Origin of the sequence: Paenibacillus sp. N3/727, assembly GCF_022637315.1 — a bacterium.
GTDB classification, from domain to species: Bacteria; Bacillota; Bacilli; order Paenibacillales; family Paenibacillaceae; genus Paenibacillus_AQ; species Paenibacillus_AQ uliginis.
The window spans coordinates 3,898,397-3,920,193 of the sequence record NZ_CP093336.1 but is presented as its reverse complement, the minus strand read 5'-3'; the positions used below and the strand labels follow the sequence as shown (position 1 = coordinate 3,920,193).

General features: G+C 42.0%; 19 protein-coding genes and 1 pseudogene. 9 read left to right on the top strand and 11 right to left on the bottom strand.

The genetic code is table 11. The features are described 5' to 3' along the window. Positions 1–5: 5 nt before the first annotated feature. A complete protein-coding gene (locus tag MNQ98_RS17890) occupies positions 6–716 on the bottom strand; it encodes a MerR family DNA-binding transcriptional regulator (protein ID WP_241929482.1) in 711 nt (236 codons plus the stop codon). Positions 717–864: 148 nt separating this feature from the next. Here MNQ98_RS17890 and MNQ98_RS17885 point away from each other — a divergent pair, with 148 nt between their 5' ends. Both MNQ98_RS17885 and MNQ98_RS17880 read left to right on the top strand, forming a co-directional pair. Then, positions 865–1,539: a DUF5701 family protein gene (locus tag MNQ98_RS17885; RefSeq protein WP_347272218.1), complete on the top strand. Its 675-nt coding sequence runs from the start codon at positions 865–867 to the stop codon at positions 1,537–1,539. Between the two features lie 398 nt (positions 1,540–1,937). Next, positions 1,938–2,420 (top strand): hypothetical protein, encoded by a 483-nt coding sequence (locus tag MNQ98_RS17880; RefSeq protein WP_241929481.1) that lies wholly within the window; start codon positions 1,938–1,940, stop codon positions 2,418–2,420. An 82-nt stretch (positions 2,421–2,502) separates the two neighbouring features. Here MNQ98_RS17880 and MNQ98_RS17875 read toward each other — a convergent pair whose 3' ends face one another. The 6 genes from MNQ98_RS17875 to MNQ98_RS17850 form a co-directional block, all read right to left on the bottom strand. After that, a complete protein-coding gene (locus MNQ98_RS17875) occupies positions 2,503–3,552 on the bottom strand; it encodes a Ger(x)C family spore germination protein (RefSeq protein WP_241929480.1) in 1,050 nt (349 codons plus the stop codon). A gap of 71 nt (positions 3,553–3,623) precedes the next feature. Beyond that, entirely contained in the window at positions 3,624–4,721 is a 1,098-nt protein-coding gene (locus MNQ98_RS17870) for a GerAB/ArcD/ProY family transporter (protein ID WP_241929479.1), read from the bottom strand. Between the two features lie 30 nt (positions 4,722–4,751). Further along, a complete protein-coding gene (locus MNQ98_RS17865; RefSeq protein WP_241929478.1) occupies positions 4,752–6,215 on the bottom strand; it encodes a spore germination protein in 1,464 nt (487 codons plus the stop codon). A gap of 270 nt (positions 6,216–6,485) precedes the next feature. Next, complete coding sequence (locus MNQ98_RS17860) at positions 6,486–7,304, bottom strand: MerR family transcriptional regulator (protein WP_241929477.1); 819 nt, start codon at positions 7,302–7,304, stop codon at positions 6,486–6,488. 257 nt (positions 7,305–7,561) lie between these two features. Further along, positions 7,562–8,749 carry a cytochrome P450 family protein gene (locus MNQ98_RS17855; protein ID WP_241929476.1) on the bottom strand — a complete coding sequence of 396 codons (1,188 nt, stop codon included), beginning with the start codon at positions 8,747–8,749 and terminating at the stop codon, positions 7,562–7,564. 107 nt (positions 8,750–8,856) lie between these two features. Beyond that, positions 8,857–9,564: a TioE family transcriptional regulator gene (locus tag MNQ98_RS17850; RefSeq protein WP_241929475.1), complete on the bottom strand. Its 708-nt coding sequence runs from the start codon at positions 9,562–9,564 to the stop codon at positions 8,857–8,859. A gap of 225 nt (positions 9,565–9,789) precedes the next feature. On the opposite strand from MNQ98_RS17850, the gene MNQ98_RS17845 reads away from it, so the two are divergent. Further along, positions 9,790–10,191, top strand: coding sequence for a GNAT family N-acetyltransferase (locus tag MNQ98_RS17845; RefSeq protein ID WP_241929474.1), 402 nt, complete (start codon positions 9,790–9,792; stop codon positions 10,189–10,191). A gap of 152 nt (positions 10,192–10,343) precedes the next feature. Then, positions 10,344–12,794: an excinuclease ABC subunit UvrA gene (uvrA, locus tag MNQ98_RS17840; protein WP_241929473.1), complete on the top strand. Its 2,451-nt coding sequence runs from the start codon at positions 10,344–10,346 to the stop codon at positions 12,792–12,794. Between the two features lie 443 nt (positions 12,795–13,237). Here the strand turns inward: uvrA and MNQ98_RS17835 are convergent, their stop codons facing one another. Beyond that, positions 13,238–14,446, bottom strand: a complete 1,209-nt coding sequence (locus MNQ98_RS17835) for an IS110 family RNA-guided transposase (RefSeq protein WP_241933947.1) — start codon at positions 14,444–14,446, stop codon at positions 13,238–13,240. 970 nt (positions 14,447–15,416) lie between these two features. Here MNQ98_RS17835 and MNQ98_RS17830 point away from each other — a divergent pair. The 4 genes and pseudogenes from MNQ98_RS17830 (at position 15,417) to MNQ98_RS17820 (ending at position 18,426) form a co-directional block, all read left to right on the top strand. After that, positions 15,417–16,130 (top strand): hypothetical protein, encoded by a 714-nt coding sequence (locus tag MNQ98_RS17830; RefSeq protein ID WP_241929472.1) that lies wholly within the window; start codon positions 15,417–15,419, stop codon positions 16,128–16,130. Between the two features lie 1,477 nt (positions 16,131–17,607). After that, on the top strand, positions 17,608–17,847 hold the full coding sequence (locus MNQ98_RS17825) for a hypothetical protein (protein WP_241929471.1): 240 nt from the start codon (positions 17,608–17,610) through the stop codon (positions 17,845–17,847). Positions 17,848–17,935: 88 nt separating this feature from the next. Next, positions 17,936–18,061: pseudogene (locus MNQ98_RS29640) on the top strand (DnaB-like helicase C-terminal domain-containing protein); the annotation flags it as partial. A gap of 125 nt (positions 18,062–18,186) precedes the next feature. Beyond that, positions 18,187–18,426 (top strand): site-specific integrase, encoded by a 240-nt coding sequence (locus MNQ98_RS17820; protein ID WP_241929470.1) that lies wholly within the window; start codon positions 18,187–18,189, stop codon positions 18,424–18,426. Positions 18,427–18,447: 21 nt separating this feature from the next. Here MNQ98_RS17820 and MNQ98_RS17815 read toward each other — a convergent pair whose 3' ends face one another. The 3 genes from MNQ98_RS17815 to MNQ98_RS17805 all read right to left on the bottom strand — a co-directional run bounded on the left by MNQ98_RS17815 (position 18,448) and on the right by MNQ98_RS17805 (position 20,289). Continuing rightward, the gene (locus MNQ98_RS17815) at positions 18,448–19,149 is read right to left on the bottom strand and encodes an HAD family hydrolase (protein WP_241929469.1); all 702 of its coding nucleotides are present in this window, start codon (positions 19,147–19,149) and stop codon (positions 18,448–18,450) included. Positions 19,150–19,183: 34 nt separating this feature from the next. After that, a complete protein-coding gene (locus MNQ98_RS17810) occupies positions 19,184–19,966 on the bottom strand; it encodes an arylamine N-acetyltransferase family protein (RefSeq protein WP_241929468.1) in 783 nt (260 codons plus the stop codon). 119 nt (positions 19,967–20,085) lie between these two features. Further along, on the bottom strand, positions 20,086–20,289 hold the full coding sequence (locus MNQ98_RS17805; RefSeq protein WP_241929467.1) for a hypothetical protein: 204 nt from the start codon (positions 20,287–20,289) through the stop codon (positions 20,086–20,088). 293 nt (positions 20,290–20,582) lie between these two features. Between MNQ98_RS17805 and MNQ98_RS17800 the strand changes: the two genes are divergently transcribed. Next, positions 20,583–21,767 (top strand): NAD(P)/FAD-dependent oxidoreductase, encoded by a 1,185-nt coding sequence (locus tag MNQ98_RS17800; protein WP_241929466.1) that lies wholly within the window; start codon positions 20,583–20,585, stop codon positions 21,765–21,767. Positions 21,768–21,797: the final 30 nt, after the last annotated feature.

The following is a 21,797-nucleotide window of genomic DNA, read 5'->3' as shown; positions in this document are numbered from 1 at the left end:
TGGTATTAATCAATTAAATCTAACAATCGGCATAAACGGTATAAATAGTACCCGCCGCGAAGTTGTTCTTGGTTAATGTTGTTCAGGTACGCCAGCGAGTCTTGAGCGATTTTTTTCGCATGCTCCAGATCGTTATGATCCATTGCCCCGATCGCTTGTTTAAGCCCCACTAAGTCATATGAATAGACAGCCGGTCGCAAGGTGCGTAGCAGGAGGATTTTACGAATTTGAGATTGATTAAATATTCGGTACCTATTTCGTGAATCTCGTGAAGAAGTGATAAGTCCGATCTTATCCCAGTATCGGATTGTTGAACTTGGGATGTTCGTCGCAGCAGAGACCTCCCCGATGGTCATCCATTCTTTGCTTCTACCTGAGTTCAGGAAGTTAAGTTCATTAGACGCCAAGACGTGAATCGTTTCTTCAGCCAGAATTATATCACGATACAGGTTGGCCTGAACTTGGTTAACCAATCGGAGTGCAGTATCCACTTCTTCAGATTGAATCTTGCGTAGAACGTCTTTCGTTACGTCCATCCCAAAACCTGGGGCCATAGCTTGAATACATTCAAAATAAGCGATATGCTCCACTGTATAGATCCGATAACCGCTTGCTGAACGCTTTGTAGGGGGAACAATTCCCTGTGCTTCATAATTTCTTAGGGCACTTGTACTTATATTAAGTTTAGTTGCGATATCTATCGGTCTTAAATTCATGGGTCACCTCAACATTCATGCTAATTAAGATTAAAGCACACTTATAAAGTTTTTTAAATTTACTTAAGATAAAACAACAGATTTGATTGAGAAAGTTTAGAGTTAGCGTGAATGTTGTACGATAAAAGAGTAAAGCATAATTGCTCTGATGGTAAAAGAGCTTTTCAAAGCTTGTCCAGAGAAAGAGAGGGAACAACGAATGATCACTAACGAATTTGACCGACAAGTGGAGAATTTAATTCAAAAAGGCTATCCTTCGATTGCAGGGTTAAATGAGGTTGAATTCAGAAGTCAGCTTCAGCCTCTCAAAACAAAAACAATAGAGTTTGAGAAGAATGAGGAAGATCGAGAAGGTTTTATTCCTTATGTGATCGTCATCAAAAGCGAGTGGGTGGATGGTGAGAAGGCGATGCAACTCGTAGAGCGAAAAAATCAAAAAGGATTTAGCGTTATGGATGCTGATGATATTCAGAGATTTAAACCTATTGAGGGGATAGAACTACCAAATGGAATAGCATACCTGGCCATGGATATAGATACAGGTACAGAAACTCGTAATGTGACACCAAACGAAGCACTCAAGACGATTGTAAACGACAACCGCTCTCCACTTACCCTGGAAGAGGGGATAGCTGTTATAACACATAACCCTGATATATTAATGAAAAATAGCGGATTCTCACTGCTTGGTTCTCGCTGTGGAGACCGCAGGGTTACCGCCTTATGGATTAGTGCCGGGAAACCGAAGCTTGGCTGGTGTTGGGCGGGCAATCCACATACATGGTTGGGCTCAGCATCATGTAGTTCAAGAGTTGGAATGTAACACGCAAACCGACTGACATAAAAAGGACTGTTCAGTCATCGTGAACAGTCCTTTCTTCTTTATGAGATTCCACAAATTTTACCGCTTTTATAACCATGGCTGCAGCCTAGTCACGCTTCATGACCTGCCTTGGATTGAAATTCTGTTGATCATCTAAAGAAGTGATTCCTTGAAAGAATCGGCTGCAAAGATTTGCTGTGGCTGCAGCAATGCTACCGACAAGACTGCGCTTAATAGCGCCAGAGATGCTGATTTTTTCATGATTCCGCCTCCTGATGGAATATTTTTCACCCGTGATTACTACGATTATGCAGTTTATGTATGGAGGTGGAGGTGATATCATGAGAGTAACAGTAACGGTTCATCTAAGTTCCGGTTAGACGGGAGGATAACATCATATGTACCAAGATAAAGCAGACGTAGATATTTCTAATGAGGTGCTGCTGAGTTTTCATTCTGACGAACATTGGAGACGCCGGAAAAGGGAATTAATAAGCTGGACAAGTTCTCCCAAAGTTCGTAAGGGGGAGAAGAAGACTAGGTTATTAAATGGTGTCTACGTTGACTCGGAGATTCATCCCGCATTGAGCAGGCTTAATCGGCTAGGGGTACAAACCGAATTTTCTTGTGCTGGGGTAAGTCCCCTGGATGAGCCCGTGGATCATTCACTATATGCATACATTACTTTAATGGCTGGCAGCACCTCGGATAAATTCGCTGCCACCGTTGTGAATGTAATGAAACATCGTGTGTTGGTGACGTTCGAACCTACATGGGGCAGGTATGACGTATCTTCATTTTTTATAGGACATAACCGCTCTTTCTGTTTGTTAATAGATCATTGTGCTGCATTAATGGAAGAGAATGATTCCGATGTATAAAGGTCGTTATAAGAGAGGATTACATATGTAGAATAGCTTGGGCACCAATAACTGAGCAACGAAAATTAGTGCCCAAACCTCCCTAAAAAATCACGCCTGTATCTACGATTTCAACATCTACTTTCGTATGAAATTGCACTTTTGGGTAATCCTTACTCCAGTTTTTGGTTTTCCATACGTTATTATGATAGGCAATCACTTTTCTCCCTACGCCGAAAATATCGCAGTTCGCCTTTTGAAGTTCTCGGATGACATCTTTTGCCTCTTCCGTCAGCATTTCAGAGAGCCTTTGATTAATACTGTCGAGCTTTTTTTCAGTGAGCGCTTGGTCCTCCGTAAACTCTTCGACAATGGCTTGGAGTTTCAAATTCAAATTCACAATAATGTCTCCGTCCTTAGATACATGCACGTTAAATTTACGTTTTATTTTTTTCTTCGCCAAATTGAAGGTCATGGTACCGTGTAAGTTATCCGGATAACTTATTTCTATTTTTCTGGTGAAGCGTGCATTTTCTCCCTGTCGTCCCTTGAGCAGAACTAACATAACGGATTGGTCTGCGTTTAGTGATCCGGTGAGATGGTGTTCATGAAACAGAGCCACACCTTTAGCCACTACTTCTGTACCTTCTTGTCCAATATAAGGCAGTGCGAAGTCCTGTCCGGGATCCTTCAAGGATCGGAACACGGTATCAACGGTTTCTGTAGGATAGAATAGACTCATCCGTTCCAAACTCTTAATTTTCTGTGAAATGAACTCGCCGACTTTCATTCCTCCAACCATTTTTTGACTTAGGATTTTTGTAGCTTCACCTTCAGTGACGACAAGCCGAAGATTTGCTGTCGGGTTATTGGGATCCCTGAAAATCACATTTAGAACAGAATTCAAACCTTGCTTTGCTAAAGGACTTCCTATAAGCTGTATGCTATTTTTTATAAAACTCAAGTTACCTCGATCTTTTTTTCGCATCTCACTGCTTGCATCGCGTGTTGTCATTCCTTCACTTGTGTGAATTTCATTAGTCGTGCTGGTCTGTTCTGCTTCAGCAGGGATAATGATTTCGACCGCTTGAAATATCTTTCCATCATCCTTGAGGTCTAAGGCCACACTGTAAGCAAGATTGATATCTTTCAAATATTCTCGATCCCAACATCCGGTCAGGGAGACGAGGGCTAGAAGCATCACCAAGAAATTGGAAATGAGTTTCATGCCAATTCACCGGCCTTCCTTTTGACAAAGAGAGATAGAATCATCATTACGAAAGGGATGCCGACTATAAAAAGGTACGCTGAATACTCAGCTGCTCTATCTAATTGATGTATGGCGATAGGGGTTATAGGAAACAACGCGATGATGTAACTTACAATTATGACATAGGGTGCAAAGTTCTTGTGATTACTCCTCTTAAATAAAACTGTAAGTCCAATAGAAGGCGCATAACAATAACTGACAATCGAGCACACAAGCGTAATTGCCCATATCGGTAAGAACAAGACGTCTGCACGATCGAAAACATAAAAATTAAGGGATTTCATCAGGTAAATCACCGGTTCAGGTATTAATCGTAGCTGCTCGGTATTAAATACCATCACGCAGGTGACGACAACAAATGTATAGAACAAAGTGACGAACAAATTGGCCAGACTAATCGTCATCAGTCTTTGTTTGTTGGATCCTTGTGTATAAGGAAAAATGATGAGCATCATCTCAAATCCATACATGGAAATCGTAGCATCTTTGGCACCTTTTACAATATTCATGTAACCGGCCTCAAGTAGCGGAAACATATATTCTACACGGGATTGAGTTAAACCATAGCTGACAAAAAAGATCAATGGTACAAACAGAAAAGATGCCAGCGCATAGAATCTGGCCAATACTGTCAGCTTCTCTCTGGCTAGATATAGAGCCATGATCGAGAAGAGACCTAACAATACCCATTTAGGTGTTGACAGGAGTATCCAGCTTTGCAAAACATCAACGGTGCTGAGCAAAATATTAGCAGCTAGAAGTATGAAGTGACCGATATAACAAACAATCAATAATCTGCCTATGACTGGACCACACAGTTTTAGACAAATATGAAACAGGCTGAGTCCAGGATACTTCTTCAATAAAAACCACAGTATAAAGATAATCATTTGGGTGACAAACCCCGCAATCAAAACGGAGAGACCCGAACCGCCCATTGCATTATTATTCAACTCGTGAGGAATCGAAAGAACACCAACCCCGATTTGGGCCTGAATGATAAAAAAGAAAAACTGCAATTTCGAGAGCATTTTCTCACTATGAGTCATCATATCTCATCCTTTACTGCATGAAGTGGACTGTTATTCATCAGGATCAGAACTGCTTTGATGCTTGCGGATACTCCAAATGGGAAATCGTACAAACGTATCCTTTAGACCTCTTAAACTTAACGGAGTCAACGGGTTAAAATATGGCTTTCCAAAGGATTCAAGTTTGACCAAATGGATGAACAAAATCGTCAGTCCAAATGAAATTCCGATATATCCGAATATGGACGCAACAACCATCAGTGGAAACCTTAATATGCGAATAGACGAGCTCATCTCATTGGAAGGAATGAGAAAAGAGGATATGGCAGTTAAGGCTACGACAATAATCATCGTATACGATATTAAACCAGCCTTCACGATGGCATCCCCGATAACCAAACCGCCTACAATGCCTATAGTTTGACCGACTCGGTTAGGAAGACGAAGTCCCGCTTCCCGAAGCAATTCAAAAATGAGCTCAAGCAGCATAGCTTCGACCAATGGAGGAAACGGTACACGTGATAATGAACCTTGAACCGTGAAAAACAATTGTAGTGGCAGCACATTGGAATGATAAGAAACGGTCGCTATATATATAGCGGGCAGCATGAATGCTGTTATGAAGCTTAACAACCGGATAATGCGAACAAAGGAGGCGATCATCCAGCGATTACTATAATCATCAAGAGTTTTGTAAAAGGTGAAAAAGTTTACAGGTACGATCAATGCGGTTGGATCACCATCGAGTAGAATGGCTACATGCCCGCTGAGCAAGTGTGCACAGGTATAATCGGGACGCTCTGTATTCAGATGCTGGGGGAATATCGAATACGGATTATCCTCCATTACTTCCTGTATGTATCCTGTAGTGATTATGGCATCCAAAGTGATGTGTTTTAGTCTTGATTCAACTTTCTGCAATACCTCTTCATTAGCAACATCTTGCAAATATACCACCGCAACTTGCTTGGGAGATTTTTCTCCAATCTGGAAGTAACGGACAGTGAGATTAGATGTGCTGATCTGTTTGCGAATTTGGTATAAATTCACTTTCAAACTTTCGATAAAGCCATTATGAGCACCCCGAACGACACTTTCGTTTTCTGGCTCCGATACGCTTCGTAAGTAATTTGCCGGTGTGGAGAGGATGTAAAACTCGGGGTTCCCTTCTAAAAAATAGAGGCATTTTCCTTCTATGAGTCCATGGACACCCTTATCTAACGAGGTTTCTTGGTCAAAACCGAGGGTTGTAAAAAGCTCGTCCAGTTCTTTGTCTTCTTCACTTCTGCTGAGTGGTGTAATAACGTTTCGCTCTATAAGTTCAGCATCTGCTACGGATTCGAGATACAGAAGTATTCCGGGAGTTCCTTTAAAAGCTTGAGTTCTAGTTTTTAGATCACTCGTTTGAAACAGGGCGTTTTGGATGTACTGCATATTTTGATTTATAGAGGAAAATGATACAGCGGTTTGAGTATTCATAATTAGATCGCTCGCCTTCCGATGATTAATACCCAATAAATTCCCCTGAACATTTGAAAATTATTCCGAGAACAGGTTCATATTATCCTGGGACATCCCTTTGTGTGTTGTAGGGCACTACGAGCCTGAACGAATGAGTAAGTTTGAAGTAACCGGGAGTTTTAGTGATTCCTGCTTCCAGGGCTTACGGAAGTGAGCTTAGAAAGTGGGCTTGCTTTCGCTCGCCTACAATTTCCTTATGAAGATACATTGATTACAAAACCAAGTAGGCCACCCAAGGATATAGTAAGTGTGGAATACAAACTCTTATTGCTTCCTCACTGGATAACATATCTCTGTTACCCACAGGTCGGGGTTCGCTTCTGTGCCAGGTCCGACATGATAAATGGTAGACATAGGCCCGTTCATTTCATATTGATTGCCCGAGATCCAAGCTGCAATCTCCTCATTCGCAGCTCCCAATTGATCGTAGTTTCCCTCAATGATTGTAGAAGTCACGAGCAATTGAGGAACATGCTTGAAACGGACATGTTCCGTGTCCTGATACTTGCCAGTGACAGAAATCTGAATCTCAACGTCAACATCAGCTTCCTTATAACCTTCATCGTGAAAGACCGCAAGGCTCATGTAAGGTTCTGAAAATTGCAGTTTTTGTGCTGACGTTTCTTCCATTAGTTGGTTCCATAAGAGCCCTTCTTGATTGTACGAAGGTATGATTTGACGCAGGCTCGCTACATATCTTGAACTAATTTCTTTTAGGGTGACATTGTATTTCATAGGTAAACAGTCCTTTCCAAGTTGTTGGATGGTTGTTTGAAGCAGTGAGAGCTTGTTCTGTAACAATTGCTCTTGTTCTTTCATTTGTGCGTGTTGAATCATGAGATGCTTTCGCAAACTCTCCTCATCGCCGTATTCCTTCAGAATTTGTCCTATTAACGTAAGACTAAAGCCCATATCCTTTAAGGAGTGGATTCGGTTCGCAAGCGAGAGCTGACCTGGTTTGTAATAACGATAGCCCGTCATTTCATCAACGTATTCGGGAACAAGTAAACCTAACTCATTGTAATGTCGCAGCATCCGTATACTGATCCTCGACAGCTTGGAGAAATCACCTATTCGAAACATTGTTATCTTCCTTTCACCGCGGTGTTTTTGAGCTCATCATGAGTATGGGGTATACCATAGTGGTAGAGTCAATAACGATGATCATCTTTTTTTAGCCTGATTATAGAGGGAAACTCGGCATCACATGTAACCTATGAAAATTATTGAACGCTAAAACCTTACTTGACGAAAGGTAGCATGTCGAAGAAGTATAAAAAACACAATCCCATAGCAGTAGAACTGCTGTAAGATTGTGCTCTGTTATGAAAAATATTAGGTCATTTGATGGAAAGAGGAATCTCTTTCACACCCCGAACAATCATGCCGGGTTTCCATTCGAGTTCTTGAACGTCACTACGGAGTTCGATATTCGGAAATCGCCGCAGTAGCGTGTTTATTGCAATTTCACCTTCCAGACGGGCGAGCGGGGCGCCAAGGCATAGGTGAATGCCTTTACCGAATGCCAGATGCTTGCTTTTATCCCTTGTAATATCAAAAATATCAGGATCGTTAAATTGTTCTGGATCACGGTTGGCGGAATCCAATGCTACGATGACCAGATCACCTCTTTTCATCATCTGGCCTCTAAATTCAAAATCTTCAGTTGCCCAGCGGGATGTACTGAATTCAACAGGGCCGTTGAAACGGAGCATCTCCTCAATCGCGCCATGAATAAGGTCTGGTTGTTCTTGCAGTAATTTGCGTTGTTCCGGATGCTCCAGAAGTGCAAGCACACCATTGCCGATCAGATTGACCGTCGTTTCATGGCCGGCAATGATCATCAAGGTGACGACACCGTACAACTCCTCTTCTGATAAGCGGTCTCCTAGTTCTTCGGAAATAATCAACTGACTGATCATGTCGTTTCCGGGATTTTCGCGGACATTTGCAAACCATTCTCCTAGATACTGAACGAATTCGTTCATATGTTGAGTCACTTCTTCTCCAGTTTCCTGATTGGAAGCTCCGATAATGGAGTTGGACCAGATCCGGAATTTATCCCGGTCCTCGAGAGGAACCCCGAGTAATTCACTGATCACGATAATCGGTAGGAGGAAGGCATAATCATCGATAAGATTCATGCTGTCTTGTGAGGACACAGCGTCAAGAAGTTCATCAGCAATGTCTTGAATATGGTCTCTCATTCCGGCAATGATTTGCGGAGTAAACCCTTTTTGTACAAGTCCACGAAGTCTTTTGTGATCTGGTGGATCGGAGAATAGCATATTGCTTGTAAAAACGCTTGCATATTCGTTACCGTATATTTTCGTTATGTCTTTGATAAATCTAGGATCCTTTAAGACCGCTACTGCATCTTCATAACTGCTGACAAGCCAGCCGTAAGAACCGTCCGGAAACATCAAATTGAGCAGGGGATCGCTTTTCCTTAATTTTTCGTATACCGGGTATGGGTTCTGGGTGAATTCTTTCGTAAACAGATTTTTCGGGGATTCGCTAGCGGTCATTGAAATCGTCTCCTCTCGAAAAAAAAGATTTGATTTAATTATACGACAGATAAACATCCATAAATAGGTTATGAAGTATGAAATGTTCAATAATCAAATTGTCTAAATCAATCGATAAATTCCAATACATCGCAAAGCTCAACCAATTGTTGAACGCCTCGAAGTTGCTGGCGATTACGCTGGTTAATGCTTATCAAAGCATCTTCAGTAACTTTTTTTGCTTTTTCGATGCTGTGATGTTCCACAGCCTGAACGATCTCCTTCATATTTTCCAAAAAGTAGACCGTTCTTCGCAATGTACGAATGAGTAGGATTTGCCGAATGTGCACGGATGTGAAAATCCGGTATCCATTCTCGGGGTCTCGCAATGGCGAGATCAGTCCTTCCTTTTCCCAATGTCTGATGGCTGAATCCTGTACATCGGTCAGGGCTGCAACTTCTCCAATGTTCATATGGCTTTTCAGTTTATTATTCGGTGTGATAGGTAGCTCCGAGTCTTGAAGCAGTGCAAGCGTCTGATCTGCAACCATTTTTTCATGCTGAAGTTTGGCTTGTTCATGATTAACGATCCAAAAAGCTTTGTCCACTTCAGCGTTTTGTATATGCCGAAGCACATCACATGTGATGCCTACACCGAATCCAGGAAACAAGGCTCGAAGGCAGCGAAAGTAAGCTAAATGTACTTTTGTATACAGACGGTAGCCATTTTCTGCACGAGCGGGTTTCGGTATGACTCCCCAATCCTCGTAATGTCGCAAAGCGCTTGTGCTGATGTTAAGTTCTTTGGCAATCTCAATCGGTTTGTAATAGCGCATCTCCGGCACTCCTCTTAACCGTAGTAGGTTCCAGGTTACCACTATACCAAATGCGTTCTACACAGACAAACATTAAGTAAAAACCCTAAAGTGCTAAGACAGTCTTATTATCCCATGTAGCTTATATTATAGGTGTTATAGAACAACACCTTCTCACTTGCATCAATGTTATAAAATAATTGTGAAAGTCTTGATTTCACTCCCAATAGAGGAATAGGTGATTGAATGAACATTTCGCATGAGACTCCTAACAGCAATGAGTATATAAAATTGAGAAAAGCTGTAGGGCTTGGTTCCATGGATAACTCCGTGGCCGATATCGCACTTAAAAATTCGTTGTTTTCAGTAATTGTAAGAGGAGAGGACTCTAAGCTGATGGCAATGGGGAGAATTATTGGAGATGGTGCTTGTTATTTTCAAATTGTAGATATTGTAGTTCATCCATCACATCAAGAACCGCGCTTAGAGGAAATGATCATCAAAGAGTTATTAGCTTATTTGGCTAACAAAGCCTCGAAGGATGCTGACATACTAGTGATTGCAGATGTGGCGAAAATAAAAATGTATCAAAGACTGGGCTTTAAGCTCATCTATCCTGAATTTTATGGCATGTCCATCAAGATGTAAAACATTCTAAAAAAACATTATAGTTTATTGACGGATATCAAGCTCTAATTATGCTTCATATTAACAAATTTTTATCTGAACCTTATCACTTGCATCAATGTTGTAAAGTGGTTGATGTAGTACAATTTTCATTTCAATATTGGAGGGTTTATATGACAGATTTCATTCGTATTACTGGAGCGAGAGAGAATAACTTAAAAAATATAACGCTTAACATTCCCAAACATCAGCTCGTGGTAGTTACAGGTCCATCAGGATCGGGAAAATCCACACTTGCAATGGATATTTTGCAGCGGGAATGCCAACGGCAATATATGGAGTCGAGCGGGATGTCATCAGAATCGATATCAAAGCCTAAAGTCGATTCCATTGTCGGGCTATCCCCGTCCATCTCCATTGGTCAGCATGTGACAAACCGGAATCCACGTTCAACGGTCGGAACAGTGACGGATATGTACACCTATTTGCGTTTGGTGTTTCAGAAAAAAGGGGAACGAAAATGCAGGCAATGCCATCAAGTGATTCCTCCAGCTTCTGCTGGAGGAGAAGAAGAAGTTATTTATTGCTCCGCTTGTAAATTTGCTCATCCCCCTTTGACCAAGTCGGATTTTTCCTTTAATACACCAAGTGGTGCTTGTCCAACCTGTAGTGGGCTTGGGACTGTAGTTGATATCGATGTCGAGGCTGTCTTTGATAAAGAGAAAAGCATTCGCGGTGGGGCCGTAACCTTCTGGTATGATGCAATCAATGAATATTACTCGAGTATTCTTGAAGCTGCGGGTAAGCATTATGGCTTTGAAATGAATTCGGATCAGCCGTTGAATACCTACAGTGAAGTCCAGAGGGACTTACTCCTTTACGGCGTTGAAAGTGAAGCCTTCTCACGACATTTTCCGGATATGAGTCTACCTAAAACGGCGGGAAAAGGGAACTTTAAAGGTGTTTTGACTGGGATGTGGCAGCGTTATAAAGAGAAGGAAGGTCAGTCCAGTGAAGCTGCGTATTTTCAGACCCAGACCTGTCATGATTGCGGAGGAGAAAGACTAAAAGAAGAAAGCCGCCAAGTCACTGTAGAAGGGAAAACATTGCCGTCTCTATCAAGATGTTCGTTAGATGAGCTATGCGATTGGTTAGAGGGCGTTCACGCCAAGTATCAGCAAGAAGGAGATACACTCTTTGATACGGTTCTACATGATTTATTGATTAAGATAAAAAGGGTAATCAATGTAGGACTCGGTTATTTGTCTCTGGATCGACAGACCATTACCCTGTCCGGGGGAGAATCACAAAGGTTAAGACTTGCTTCTATTCTTGGTTCTGGACTTACTGGGGTGCTGTATTTGCTGGATGAACCTACTTCGGGACTGCATCCGAAAGACACAGACGGTCTGATTCAAGTTATGAAGGAACTGCGTGATCTCGGCAATACGGTCCTTCTTATTGAGCATGATGAACGGGTCATTCAAGAGGCTGATCATATCATTGACGTTGGGCCGGGAGCTGGACGTTTTGGAGGAGAGATTGTCGGACAAGGAACGTTGATGGAGCTCAAGAATCAAGACCTTTCTGTTACGGGGCGCTATATGAAAGAAGAGGGAACCATACCATCATCCGGACGCAGGGGCAACGGTGATGTTATCACTATCCATGAAGCGACACACCACAATCTGCAAAACGTAACAGTGGAGTTCCCGCTCGGATGTTTGACGGCAGTTTCCGGTGTATCGGGTTCAGGAAAATCCACACTTGTCTTTGGCCTGCTTGCTTCTGCGAACCAAACCGTTTCAAAGATCGAAGGATGCCGGGACATCACAGGACTGGAACCTATCCAAAGTGTGATCAATGTGGATCAATCACCGCTTTCTCGCATGCAACGCTCCAGTGTTTCCACATACGTGGATTTGTACACTTTACTACGAAAGACTTTTGCAGCATTGCCCGGAGCTAAAGACAGAGGTCTTGAAGCTAAGCATTTCTCATTCAATACACCGGGAGGAAGATGTGAGAGATGTGAAGGATTGGGACAAGTTATGGTGGATATGCATTTCTTATCTCATCTGCAAGTTGTCTGTCCGGATTGCAAGGGACAAAGATTCAATCAAGAAGTGCTAGAAGTAACGTATAAAGATCATTCGATATCGGATATCCTCGAGCTGGGGATTGAGGAGAGTCTTTCTTTATTCGCTGAACATAAGAAGATGAAAAAACTGCTTGAGTTATTATGCGAAGTGGGGCTTGGATACTTACAGTGGGGACAGTCTGTAACAACACTCTCCGGTGGGGAAGCACAGCGATTAAAGCTTGCAAAAGAGTTAAGCGCAACTTCCGGAGGCCACACTTTGTACTTGCTCGATGAACCATCTACTGGTCTACATCCGCTGGATGTTCAAAAGCTGCATGTGCTGTTGAACAAACTTGTTGATGCTGGGAATACGGTCATTATGGTTGAGCATAACACGAGTTTAATTGCAGCTTCCGATTGGGTAATCGATATGGGTCCTGGTGGTGGAACTTCCGGCGGACTGGTGGTTGCTTGCGGTAGCCCACATGACATCGCATCTAATCGCGAGTCACACACAGGGAAATATTTATTTTCGAAATAAAAAAATACTAGTGTTCTTTAATTGACACTCCCACCCCAAAAGGGGCAAGTCTGCTGGTGCAGATGGGATTCTTGAGTAGTTAACGCCCTCAATCCATTTCTGTTATGGACAACTGGGTGTGTCATCGCCCTCCTAAGACAGTGCATATAGCATCTTAGGCTCTCACCCTGTTACCAGATGAGACAGGTTGTTTGCTGAAATGTTTTAGCGTTTTGTTCTTGACGACTTCATACATTTTACGTGGCGAAAGAGTTAGTCGCTACAACCCCATATGTATACTATTTTCAAAGAGCGAGCATACGTTCACTATACCCTATACCAGCTAATAGCTTGTCAAGATTACCAGTAAAGTGATTCTAAATCATGTGGTATAGTTAAAATGAGCATGCCAAATAACCCTCCAATTTTGTCATTTATTGGAATGCTATGCCAATAAAATTTCTTTAAGTTGGACGGAATGTCTTTTTGTTTTTCAATATGGCATGAATCCAGTGAATCAGCTTATTTGCACATGCAACTAGAGCCACTTTATGCGGCTTCCCTTCAGCTCGTTTACGATCGTAGAACGCTTTTATCCGTATGTTACGAGAACGGATAAGTCCGCATTGGACAGCCATAACTAGCGCATAACGAAGCTGTCTGGATCCACGTTTGGTGATTCGATTCCGGGTTGCCGTAAACTTACCTGAAGCGAAGACACTTGGGTCGATACCAGCAAAGGCTACCAGTTTTTTCGGATGATCAAATCGGTCAATTTCCCCAATTTCCGATAAAATTGTTGCTGCAATTTTATGGCCAATACCGGGAATGGACTGAATTAAATCATACTCTTCGATTTCTTCTGCCAGGGCATCTATGTTTTGTTCCAACTCAGCAAGATGCTCCTGGTACTGAAGAATGAGGGTGATGAGAACTCTTAAATTAACTAAGTGGCTAGCGTACATGGTTTGCTCGAAGGGGTTTTGTTTTGCCGCATCCAGCAGCCGCTTTACCCGTTCGCTAATCCAGTCGTCGGAACGGCCTCGTCTCGTTGAAAGCAATTCTTTCATTTTGGCGTTAAGCGTTTCTTCGTCCGTTTGTAAAACTGAATATGAAGTTGGATATTCATTCAAAAAACGTAGTGAAATGCTCGAATACATAGCCCCGAATACACCTTTGTAAGCAGGGAAAACCTGATCTAGAACAGCTTGGAATTGCAATTTAATCTGCACACACATCTTTGAAAGCGACTCAAATTGCCTTGTTAGATAGCGTAGATTGAGCAGTTGCACACCCCTTTTCTTAAAAGGTTCAAACTCTTCTTTGTAGTACATTTCACCCAAAAGGTAAGCATCAGCAGCATCTGTTTTCACTTTACGAAGGTTAGACTTCCTAAGCCGATTGGAGATGAGCGGATTTATAACAATGTAAAGATAGTGATGCTCCTCGAGGAACTGAACGACGGGGCTTTGATAATGCCCGGTTGCTTCCAAAATAAGCAAGGGACGTTGTTTGGCAGCAAGCTCTACGTCTTGAACAATATGAAGTAATTTCGCCAGACCTTCTCGAGTATGCTCGAAATGGAAGGTTCCTTTGTAAGGTTTTCCGCGCTCTAAAAAGACTTGTCCATGGCTTTCTTGTTTAGAAATATCTAGACCGATAACTGGATTCATTTCATCTCTCCCTGTTTGTGTAGATTCACCGGCAGCCCCTACGGTTTCTTCTTGTCGTTCCATAGCATCGCTTGTTATACGGGATCTTACGTCCCAACCAGCCTCAATCATGGTTATGACAAGTAGGGGTGAACATTATAGCGTTCGGGATCAAGTCCCACTGGCAGTTACGTTCGACCAGGCTACCTTAATCCTCTATGCAAATGAAAAAAGGATCAACCAGAAAGAACTGGTTGACCTCATAATACGAACTGGTAGTGTAGGACAATTAAGCTGTCTAATGGCAGCCCTTGCCCTAAGTTGACTCATCCCATGCCTAAAGGCTAGGGCTTTTTCGGCTAGAATCTGTAATAAAGATAACTTAATCACTTAATTTTTCGAATTTTATGTTGTTCTTAAAATTCACTATAAAAATAGGTGAATACCGTGTTGGTATTCATCTTTTCATCGTAGACTGTTGTTATATTCAGGAAAGTAGTAGGAGTGAGTACAAAATACAGAATTATTAACGTTTAACGTAATATTAACAAATTTTTTGGAGGTGACCGGCAAATGATCTTTCATCGAAACCGCATGAGCATATTAAATGCTGCAAAACGGCGATTAACAAAGGAAAAACACTATTTGCAACATTGGAAGATTTGAACAAGCAGAAGATGAAATTACAGTTGCCTTCTCGATTCTCAGTGGTACGTTTTGGAGCTTAAGCAATTGTAGGAAAACCAAACACCCTCAAAAATGCCGGGGGAGAACGAAAAAATGAGTAAGCGCAAACGTCCACGAAAAAGCTGCATATGAGAAGTGAATTTGGCTATAAGTGATTTACAAGCGGCAAAGAATTATGTGAACCGAAAAAAAATAATCCAAGAGGAAAGTTGCAAAATCGTTGATGCATCTTATTAGTGCTAAAAGATGTATCAATAAACTTAAAGTTTATAAACTAAATGATCTGATAGGAGTTACGGGTAATATGAGAGTAATTAAACCAGTAGGAGTCACGGGAGTGACTGGAGTAACAGGAGCGACTGGGGCAACAGGAGTAACAGGAGCCACAGGAGCAACTGGTGTAACGGGTGTGACAGGAGCCACGGGAGCTACAGGTGCAACGGGAGCTACAGGAGCAACAGGAGCGACTGGGGCAACAGGAGTAACAGGAGCAACTGGTGTAACGGGTGTGACAGGAGCCACGGGAGCTACTGGGGCAACGGGAGCTACAGGAGCAACAGGAGCAACAGGAGCGACGGGCGTAACAGGAGCCACGGGAGCTACAGGTGTAACGGGTGTGACAGGAGCTGCGGGGATTTTTCTACAATTTCAGGTATCCGAGAATACTCCAAATACAACAGGGAGTTCGGCAATCCTGATAACCGCAGTTCCAACTACATTAAAAACAATAACAATAACGGGAGTTCCTACAGGAAGCAGAATTTGGTTAACAGGAATCGTTGGATGGGAGTCCACAGCAGGTACTACAGCATTTCAATTACAAATTCTCCGTGGGGCAACTATTATTTTTAGCATTAATCACCATGCAGCCGGAAATAACACATTTGAAGCTACCAGTGTTGACCATGTTGATTCAACTCCGGGAACTGGCAATGTTACGTATTCATTAGTTGCACTAACGATTGTAGGTACAGCAACTGCTATTGGAGCCATTACTTTTACAGGGGCTTTAATATAGTTTAAGTAAAAAGCGAATGTCGATTGACCGTTTTCATTTCGCTACTAAGGACTATATATTTTGGTTAGACGCGGACGACGTGTTAAAGAAAGAGGATCGTAAGAAATTTAAAAAACTGAAAAAACAGTAGATCGATCAGTGGATTCTGTGACGATGGACTATCATCTGGCTTTCGACGAATTTGAAAACGTTACTTTTAGTGTTAGACGTAATCGTTTTGTAAAAAGGGAGAATAACTTTCAATGGATTGGCGCAGTTCATGAATATCTCAAAGTATCGGGGAACATTTTGAATAGTGAGGTTGCTATCACACATAGCAGCCTCCATCATGATAGCGACAGAAATCTTAAGATTTACGAAAAACGTTTACTTCGCGGCGAACACTTTTTACCTCGGGATTTATATTATTTTGCAAATGAACTCGTTGATCACCAGAGGTACGAGCAGGCGATATGTTATTATGAAAAATTCTTGGCCACAGGAAAGGGATGGATCGAAGATAATATTGCTTCTTGTGGCAAGCTAGCAGACTGTTACCACGAGCTCGGAAATAGGGAACGAGAGGTGGAATCCTCGTTACGTTCTTTTCGGTACGTAGCCCTCGTGCCGAATTCTGTTGTCGGCTTGGGTATCATTTTTTACAGCAGGATGATATCCAGACAGCGATTTTCTGGTATAAGATGGCCACCAACTTGAACGATCACGAGAAAACTTGGTTTTTTTTAATCCTGTACACTCGACTTGGCTCCCCCACCTTCAGCTTTGCGTATGTTACGAACAAGTTGGTGAATATGGTTTGGCCCAATATCATAACGAGATTGCCCGCAGCTATCGACAGACGGATCCTAGAATCCTGGAGAATAAAAGGTATCTGGAATCTATCTTAAACAAAGAAGAAGCAGGCGTTGGCGGTGATTGTTTTGGATGATAAACCGCACGTGTTGATCGGAAGCCCCGTTCATCAAAAACCTGCTATTCTACGCGAGTAGTTTATAAATTCTCTGTACCAATTAAGGCAAGAACATGCGGTATTCGGATATTTATTGACGACAACCAGGACGAACAGTCAAGTGAAATGCTTCGTAATTTTACCGAGCTAGTTGACCATGTTACAGTAAGGGAATCCGGCCAAAATTTAAACCGGGCCAGAAAGGGAAAGCGCAATATTCGGACCCGAACTTTCGGTTGCTTGGAAAGATTATTGAAAACATTACCGATCTGAGCATCCAAGCGGCGTTCAAAGTTTTCTTTTTGACGAACTGCAGTTGGCCAAGACGTATTTGTTTGAAGATGTAAGCGACGTTCGCCCAGTCCCTATGTTTTACAAGAAACGGCAGCTGAACGTTCCGCTTTATATGTCCTCGATCGATTCGGAGGGAGGCATTGTTTCAAACGCACAGGAGTCGATGGTTTTCTTAAAAGCTTTTTTTAGTGGACGGCTATTTCCCAAGAAAGATCTCTCGGAATTGACCTCCCATTGGAATCTGTTAATTGGACCTGGATTCTTTTATTATGGAATTGGTATTTCGAGACAGCCCATCACATCACTCTCTTTAATTTGAAAAAGGGGTTGATCGGGCATTGGGGGCAATCCGGGGCGTTTGCCTTTTATCACGAAGATACCGATTTGTTCTTCACGGGAACGATCAATGAGTTTACCGGCCATTCCGTTGCTGCGGGCATGATGATGAAGCTCATTAAAATAATGAAGGATTAACGCCTCAGATCAGGTCAAGGAAGGTCTAAGGCAATAGAAAGGGCATGTTTTGAATTGATCAAAACACGCCCTTTGTTATTTTTGTCCAGAAAAGAAAAACATCGTCGAAATTATCATTGCCAAGCAGAGAAATGGTCCAATCGGGACCGTAGAGCTTATTTTCGCTAAAGAATTCAATAAATTTCTTGAAATAAGGACTCCGATTATAAAGTGAAGAAATTGGATGCTTTTTTCTTTGGATTTCCACTAAAAAGATAAGAATTGAAAAGCTGCTCTTAGATAGAGTAGCTTTTTTGTGTATTTGCAATCAAAATATACTGGAATTTGCGAGGTGGTGAAATGAACCTTGTCCAGCCAATCCAAGATCATGAAACGATTGAGGCGATTAAGAATTATTTGATGCAACAATCCTATCGAAATTACCTGTTGTTTGTATTCGGCATTAACACAGGTCTACGTATCCAGGACATGTTGAAACTTAAGGTTAAAGATGTAAGTGGCGAATACCTGGTCATGAACGAAATGAAAATAGGTAAGCGTAAGATCATGAAGATCACTCCACAAAGCATTAATGCTTGACAAACACTCGCCTCTTCGTATTTACCCTAAAAGTTTTTGCGTTATTTCATAAAAGTCATGTACTTGATCAATATCATCTCTCTTTTTATGAAATTTATTTAACCATAGTGAATTCATCCCAGATTTCCTTGGAGCAACGTAATCGTTCTCATAATCATCACCAATGAAAAGAATCTCCTGTGCCTCACATCCAGAGTTATCAATAGCGTACTTATATATTCTAGGATCAGGTTTTCTCCATCCAAATCCAATGGATGACACAATGAACTCAAAATTATTTCTCATATTGGTTTTTATCAACAATTCTTCAATTCCGTTCATGACCATGAAGTTAGACACAATCGCTAAGCGATACTTCTCTTTAAGTTGTAATACCGCAACCCTAACTTCTTCCTTGATAAAACACTTAGACTTATATGTATTCCAGTAATTATCATATAAACGATTTGTAACTTCTTTCTTATCCTGCTTGATTGATTCTGTGGTGTTAACAACAACCTCAATTCTTTGTTTCAGTTCATACTCCTGATAGGTATCACAACTATCGCTTAATGATTTCTTTGCAATATTATATTTTTCTAAAAAGTCATCAAAATTGTGCCAATAGTGTTCAACTCCCGAATTCGCATAAGTCCAACGAGCATAATCACTTGAAGTCGGGAGCTCAAATAAATCAACTATGGTCTCCATACAATCAAAAAAAATACATTTTATATTTTTCATTGTTTGTATCCCCAACTCTCCATTTAAAAGAACGTTATTGTTTCAATTCAAAAGGTAACTTGATTCCAAAGTGAGCATATAAAGCATCCGCATATTCTTGTGGACTGGACGGTGAAACTGTACGGACTCCATCAGATGAAAAGATACGAAATTCTTGACCATCTACGGTGTTCCGGCCGTCCTTGGTACGGATGAATACTTTGGCTCCTTTATTAAATACCGATTCAGGTGAATACTGGCACCAGTAGGACGTCGTTATATAATCTTGAGGTAAGTTGCTTTCCTCCGTGAAGGAATAAACAGGGTCCAAAACTCCATTCTTACGTTCGTACAACATCCATCCATAAGATGATGTTTTATTAACTTGATAGATTTCATTGCCTTGTACCTGTTCGACGTTCTCAATGAGTTCGATCGGGAGTCGAGGTGCCATGCCTGCTCCAACATCAGCGATAAATCGTCTATCATGTATGTCAACGTGAAGGATATGGTGACGTCGTTTGACTGGCGTATGGGACTCACCCCGCCAGAACCGGCCGAAATAATTAGTAACCTTGAAGCCGAGTTCCTGCAGAAGCCATCCGAACAGCGCGTTCAGTTCAAAGCAGTAACCTCCCCGGCGCTCAATTACAATCTTATGAAACAGATCCGGGATTTCAAGCGATAAGGGGATGTGTCCTAGTATATCCAGGTTTTCATAAGGGACTGTGTGGACATGATGCTCCTGTAATTGAGAGAGTACTTCTGGACTATTGTTGACGGGACCGCTGTACCCAATGCGATTTAGATACTGTTGTACATCCAATTGGTTATCCATGAAATTTGATAGCACCACATTTCTGATTAGTATATATATGTTTATAACATAATAACTCCTATTTGGATGAGAGAAAAAGGAAGAAGAGCAAGCGCAAAATGCGCTTGCTCTCTTTTTGCTTACATGGAATTGTTTCTTCGTGATCTGCGCTTTCGAAAGAAACCATATAGGATATCTACTAAACGAACGTTTCTGGGTAATGCTGTTACGCCATAATAACTGCTTCCGTCATATTTGACAAATGCTCCTTTACGATCAAGCTGCTCCAACTCGGCTTGTTGGAACTCCAACCATTTCTCTGTTGAGTAGCTGTCAGTGTACATAAGTACCTCCTTAAAGACATTCCAAAATTTACGTCAAGACGCATACGCAAGATGTCTTATGGTTTTATTATGCAGTGCAGTTTGGAGGCAAAAAAGTGCTGATATGTGATTTTAAATTTCCCCTTTTATAAAAAGCACTGGATAGTAGTAACGAATGTATGATGATTCGCAGTCTGTCTTCTTTGAGGTACGTCGATGGACATTTTTCTTATAATTATCTTTGCACTTCACATGTCACAAAAAACATAGCTTCCTCGTTCTATTTGCAAATGCAAAAAGAGGAGTGGTTACAGATGCAAGATTTTATATGTGTTATTGTGGGAGGCGGCTTTGCTGGTATTCATACGGTTAAAGCGATCCAGAAAGCGTATCGAGGAAGAACGGACGGACGCAGGCTTCAACTGATCCTTATCGATAAGCAAACATACCATTTACGGAAAGTGCTTTTATTCAGACCTGCTGTAGGGAATGAGGAGATTACCGTACCGTGGCAGCGGATACTGCCTGAAGGGTCTCAATTCGTACAAGGTACGGTACTGAAAGTGGAGAGCCGGAGTAAAAGGCTTTGTTATCAGGATGCTGAAGGCAAACAGCAATTGATGAACTATGATGTGCTAGTCATGGCGGTAGGCAGTGTTATCAGGCAACCTGACCCGGAGCAGGGTGGTATTGCATTGACCGGATTGGAAGCGGCCACACGAATTCTTGAGCAATGGCGAACAAACTTGCAGTTTGCCCTAACAGAGCCAATTGAAAAGGAAAAGCGGCGTTTGATGAGTGTTGCTGTTGCAGGTGCGGGTATTACGGGTATCGAAACATCCGCAGAATTGGCATACGCTATGAGGGAGGAAGCGTTAACTCTAGGACTTAACCCGTCAGAGATTACTATCCACCTTCTGAATAAGAACGAACGGTTATTCCCTGAAGGTCCTTCGAAAGTTGGAATCAAGTTGGAACGTTCCCTTATGTCAAAGGGCGTGACGGTTCATCATAGACGAAAAGCTTTACGAGAACAGGGTGGTCAGCTTACAATATCTGGAGATGAACCTCTGTTCGTCGGTTTGGTAGTCTGGACGTTAGGTTTAGTTCCCAATCCGGTGCTTCGGAGTATGGAATTGCCACTAACGCGAGATGGTCAAGTGATCGTTGATGGAAGCTATCGTGTTCGAGAAACTCCAGGCATTTACTGCATCGGAGATTGCGCACACATTGTTGATCCGACAACCAGCAAAGCCGACGGGATGACGTGTAAAGAAGCGATCCTTCAGGCCAACCGGCTCGGAGCCATCATTATAGCTGATTTGGATGGGCGACCGGCTCCGCAGCATAAAACAGTGATCGAATCGTTCACAGTTGGTCTGGGTCCGGAAAATGGATTGAGTTGGACGCGAAAGTGGGGAATTGACGTGACCATAACCGGTACCCTTGGTTATAAAATCAAATCATATTTGTGGAATTTTTCCAGTATGCTTCGGTGAAATATTTGCTTCAATGGTGAGGAGCGCTGT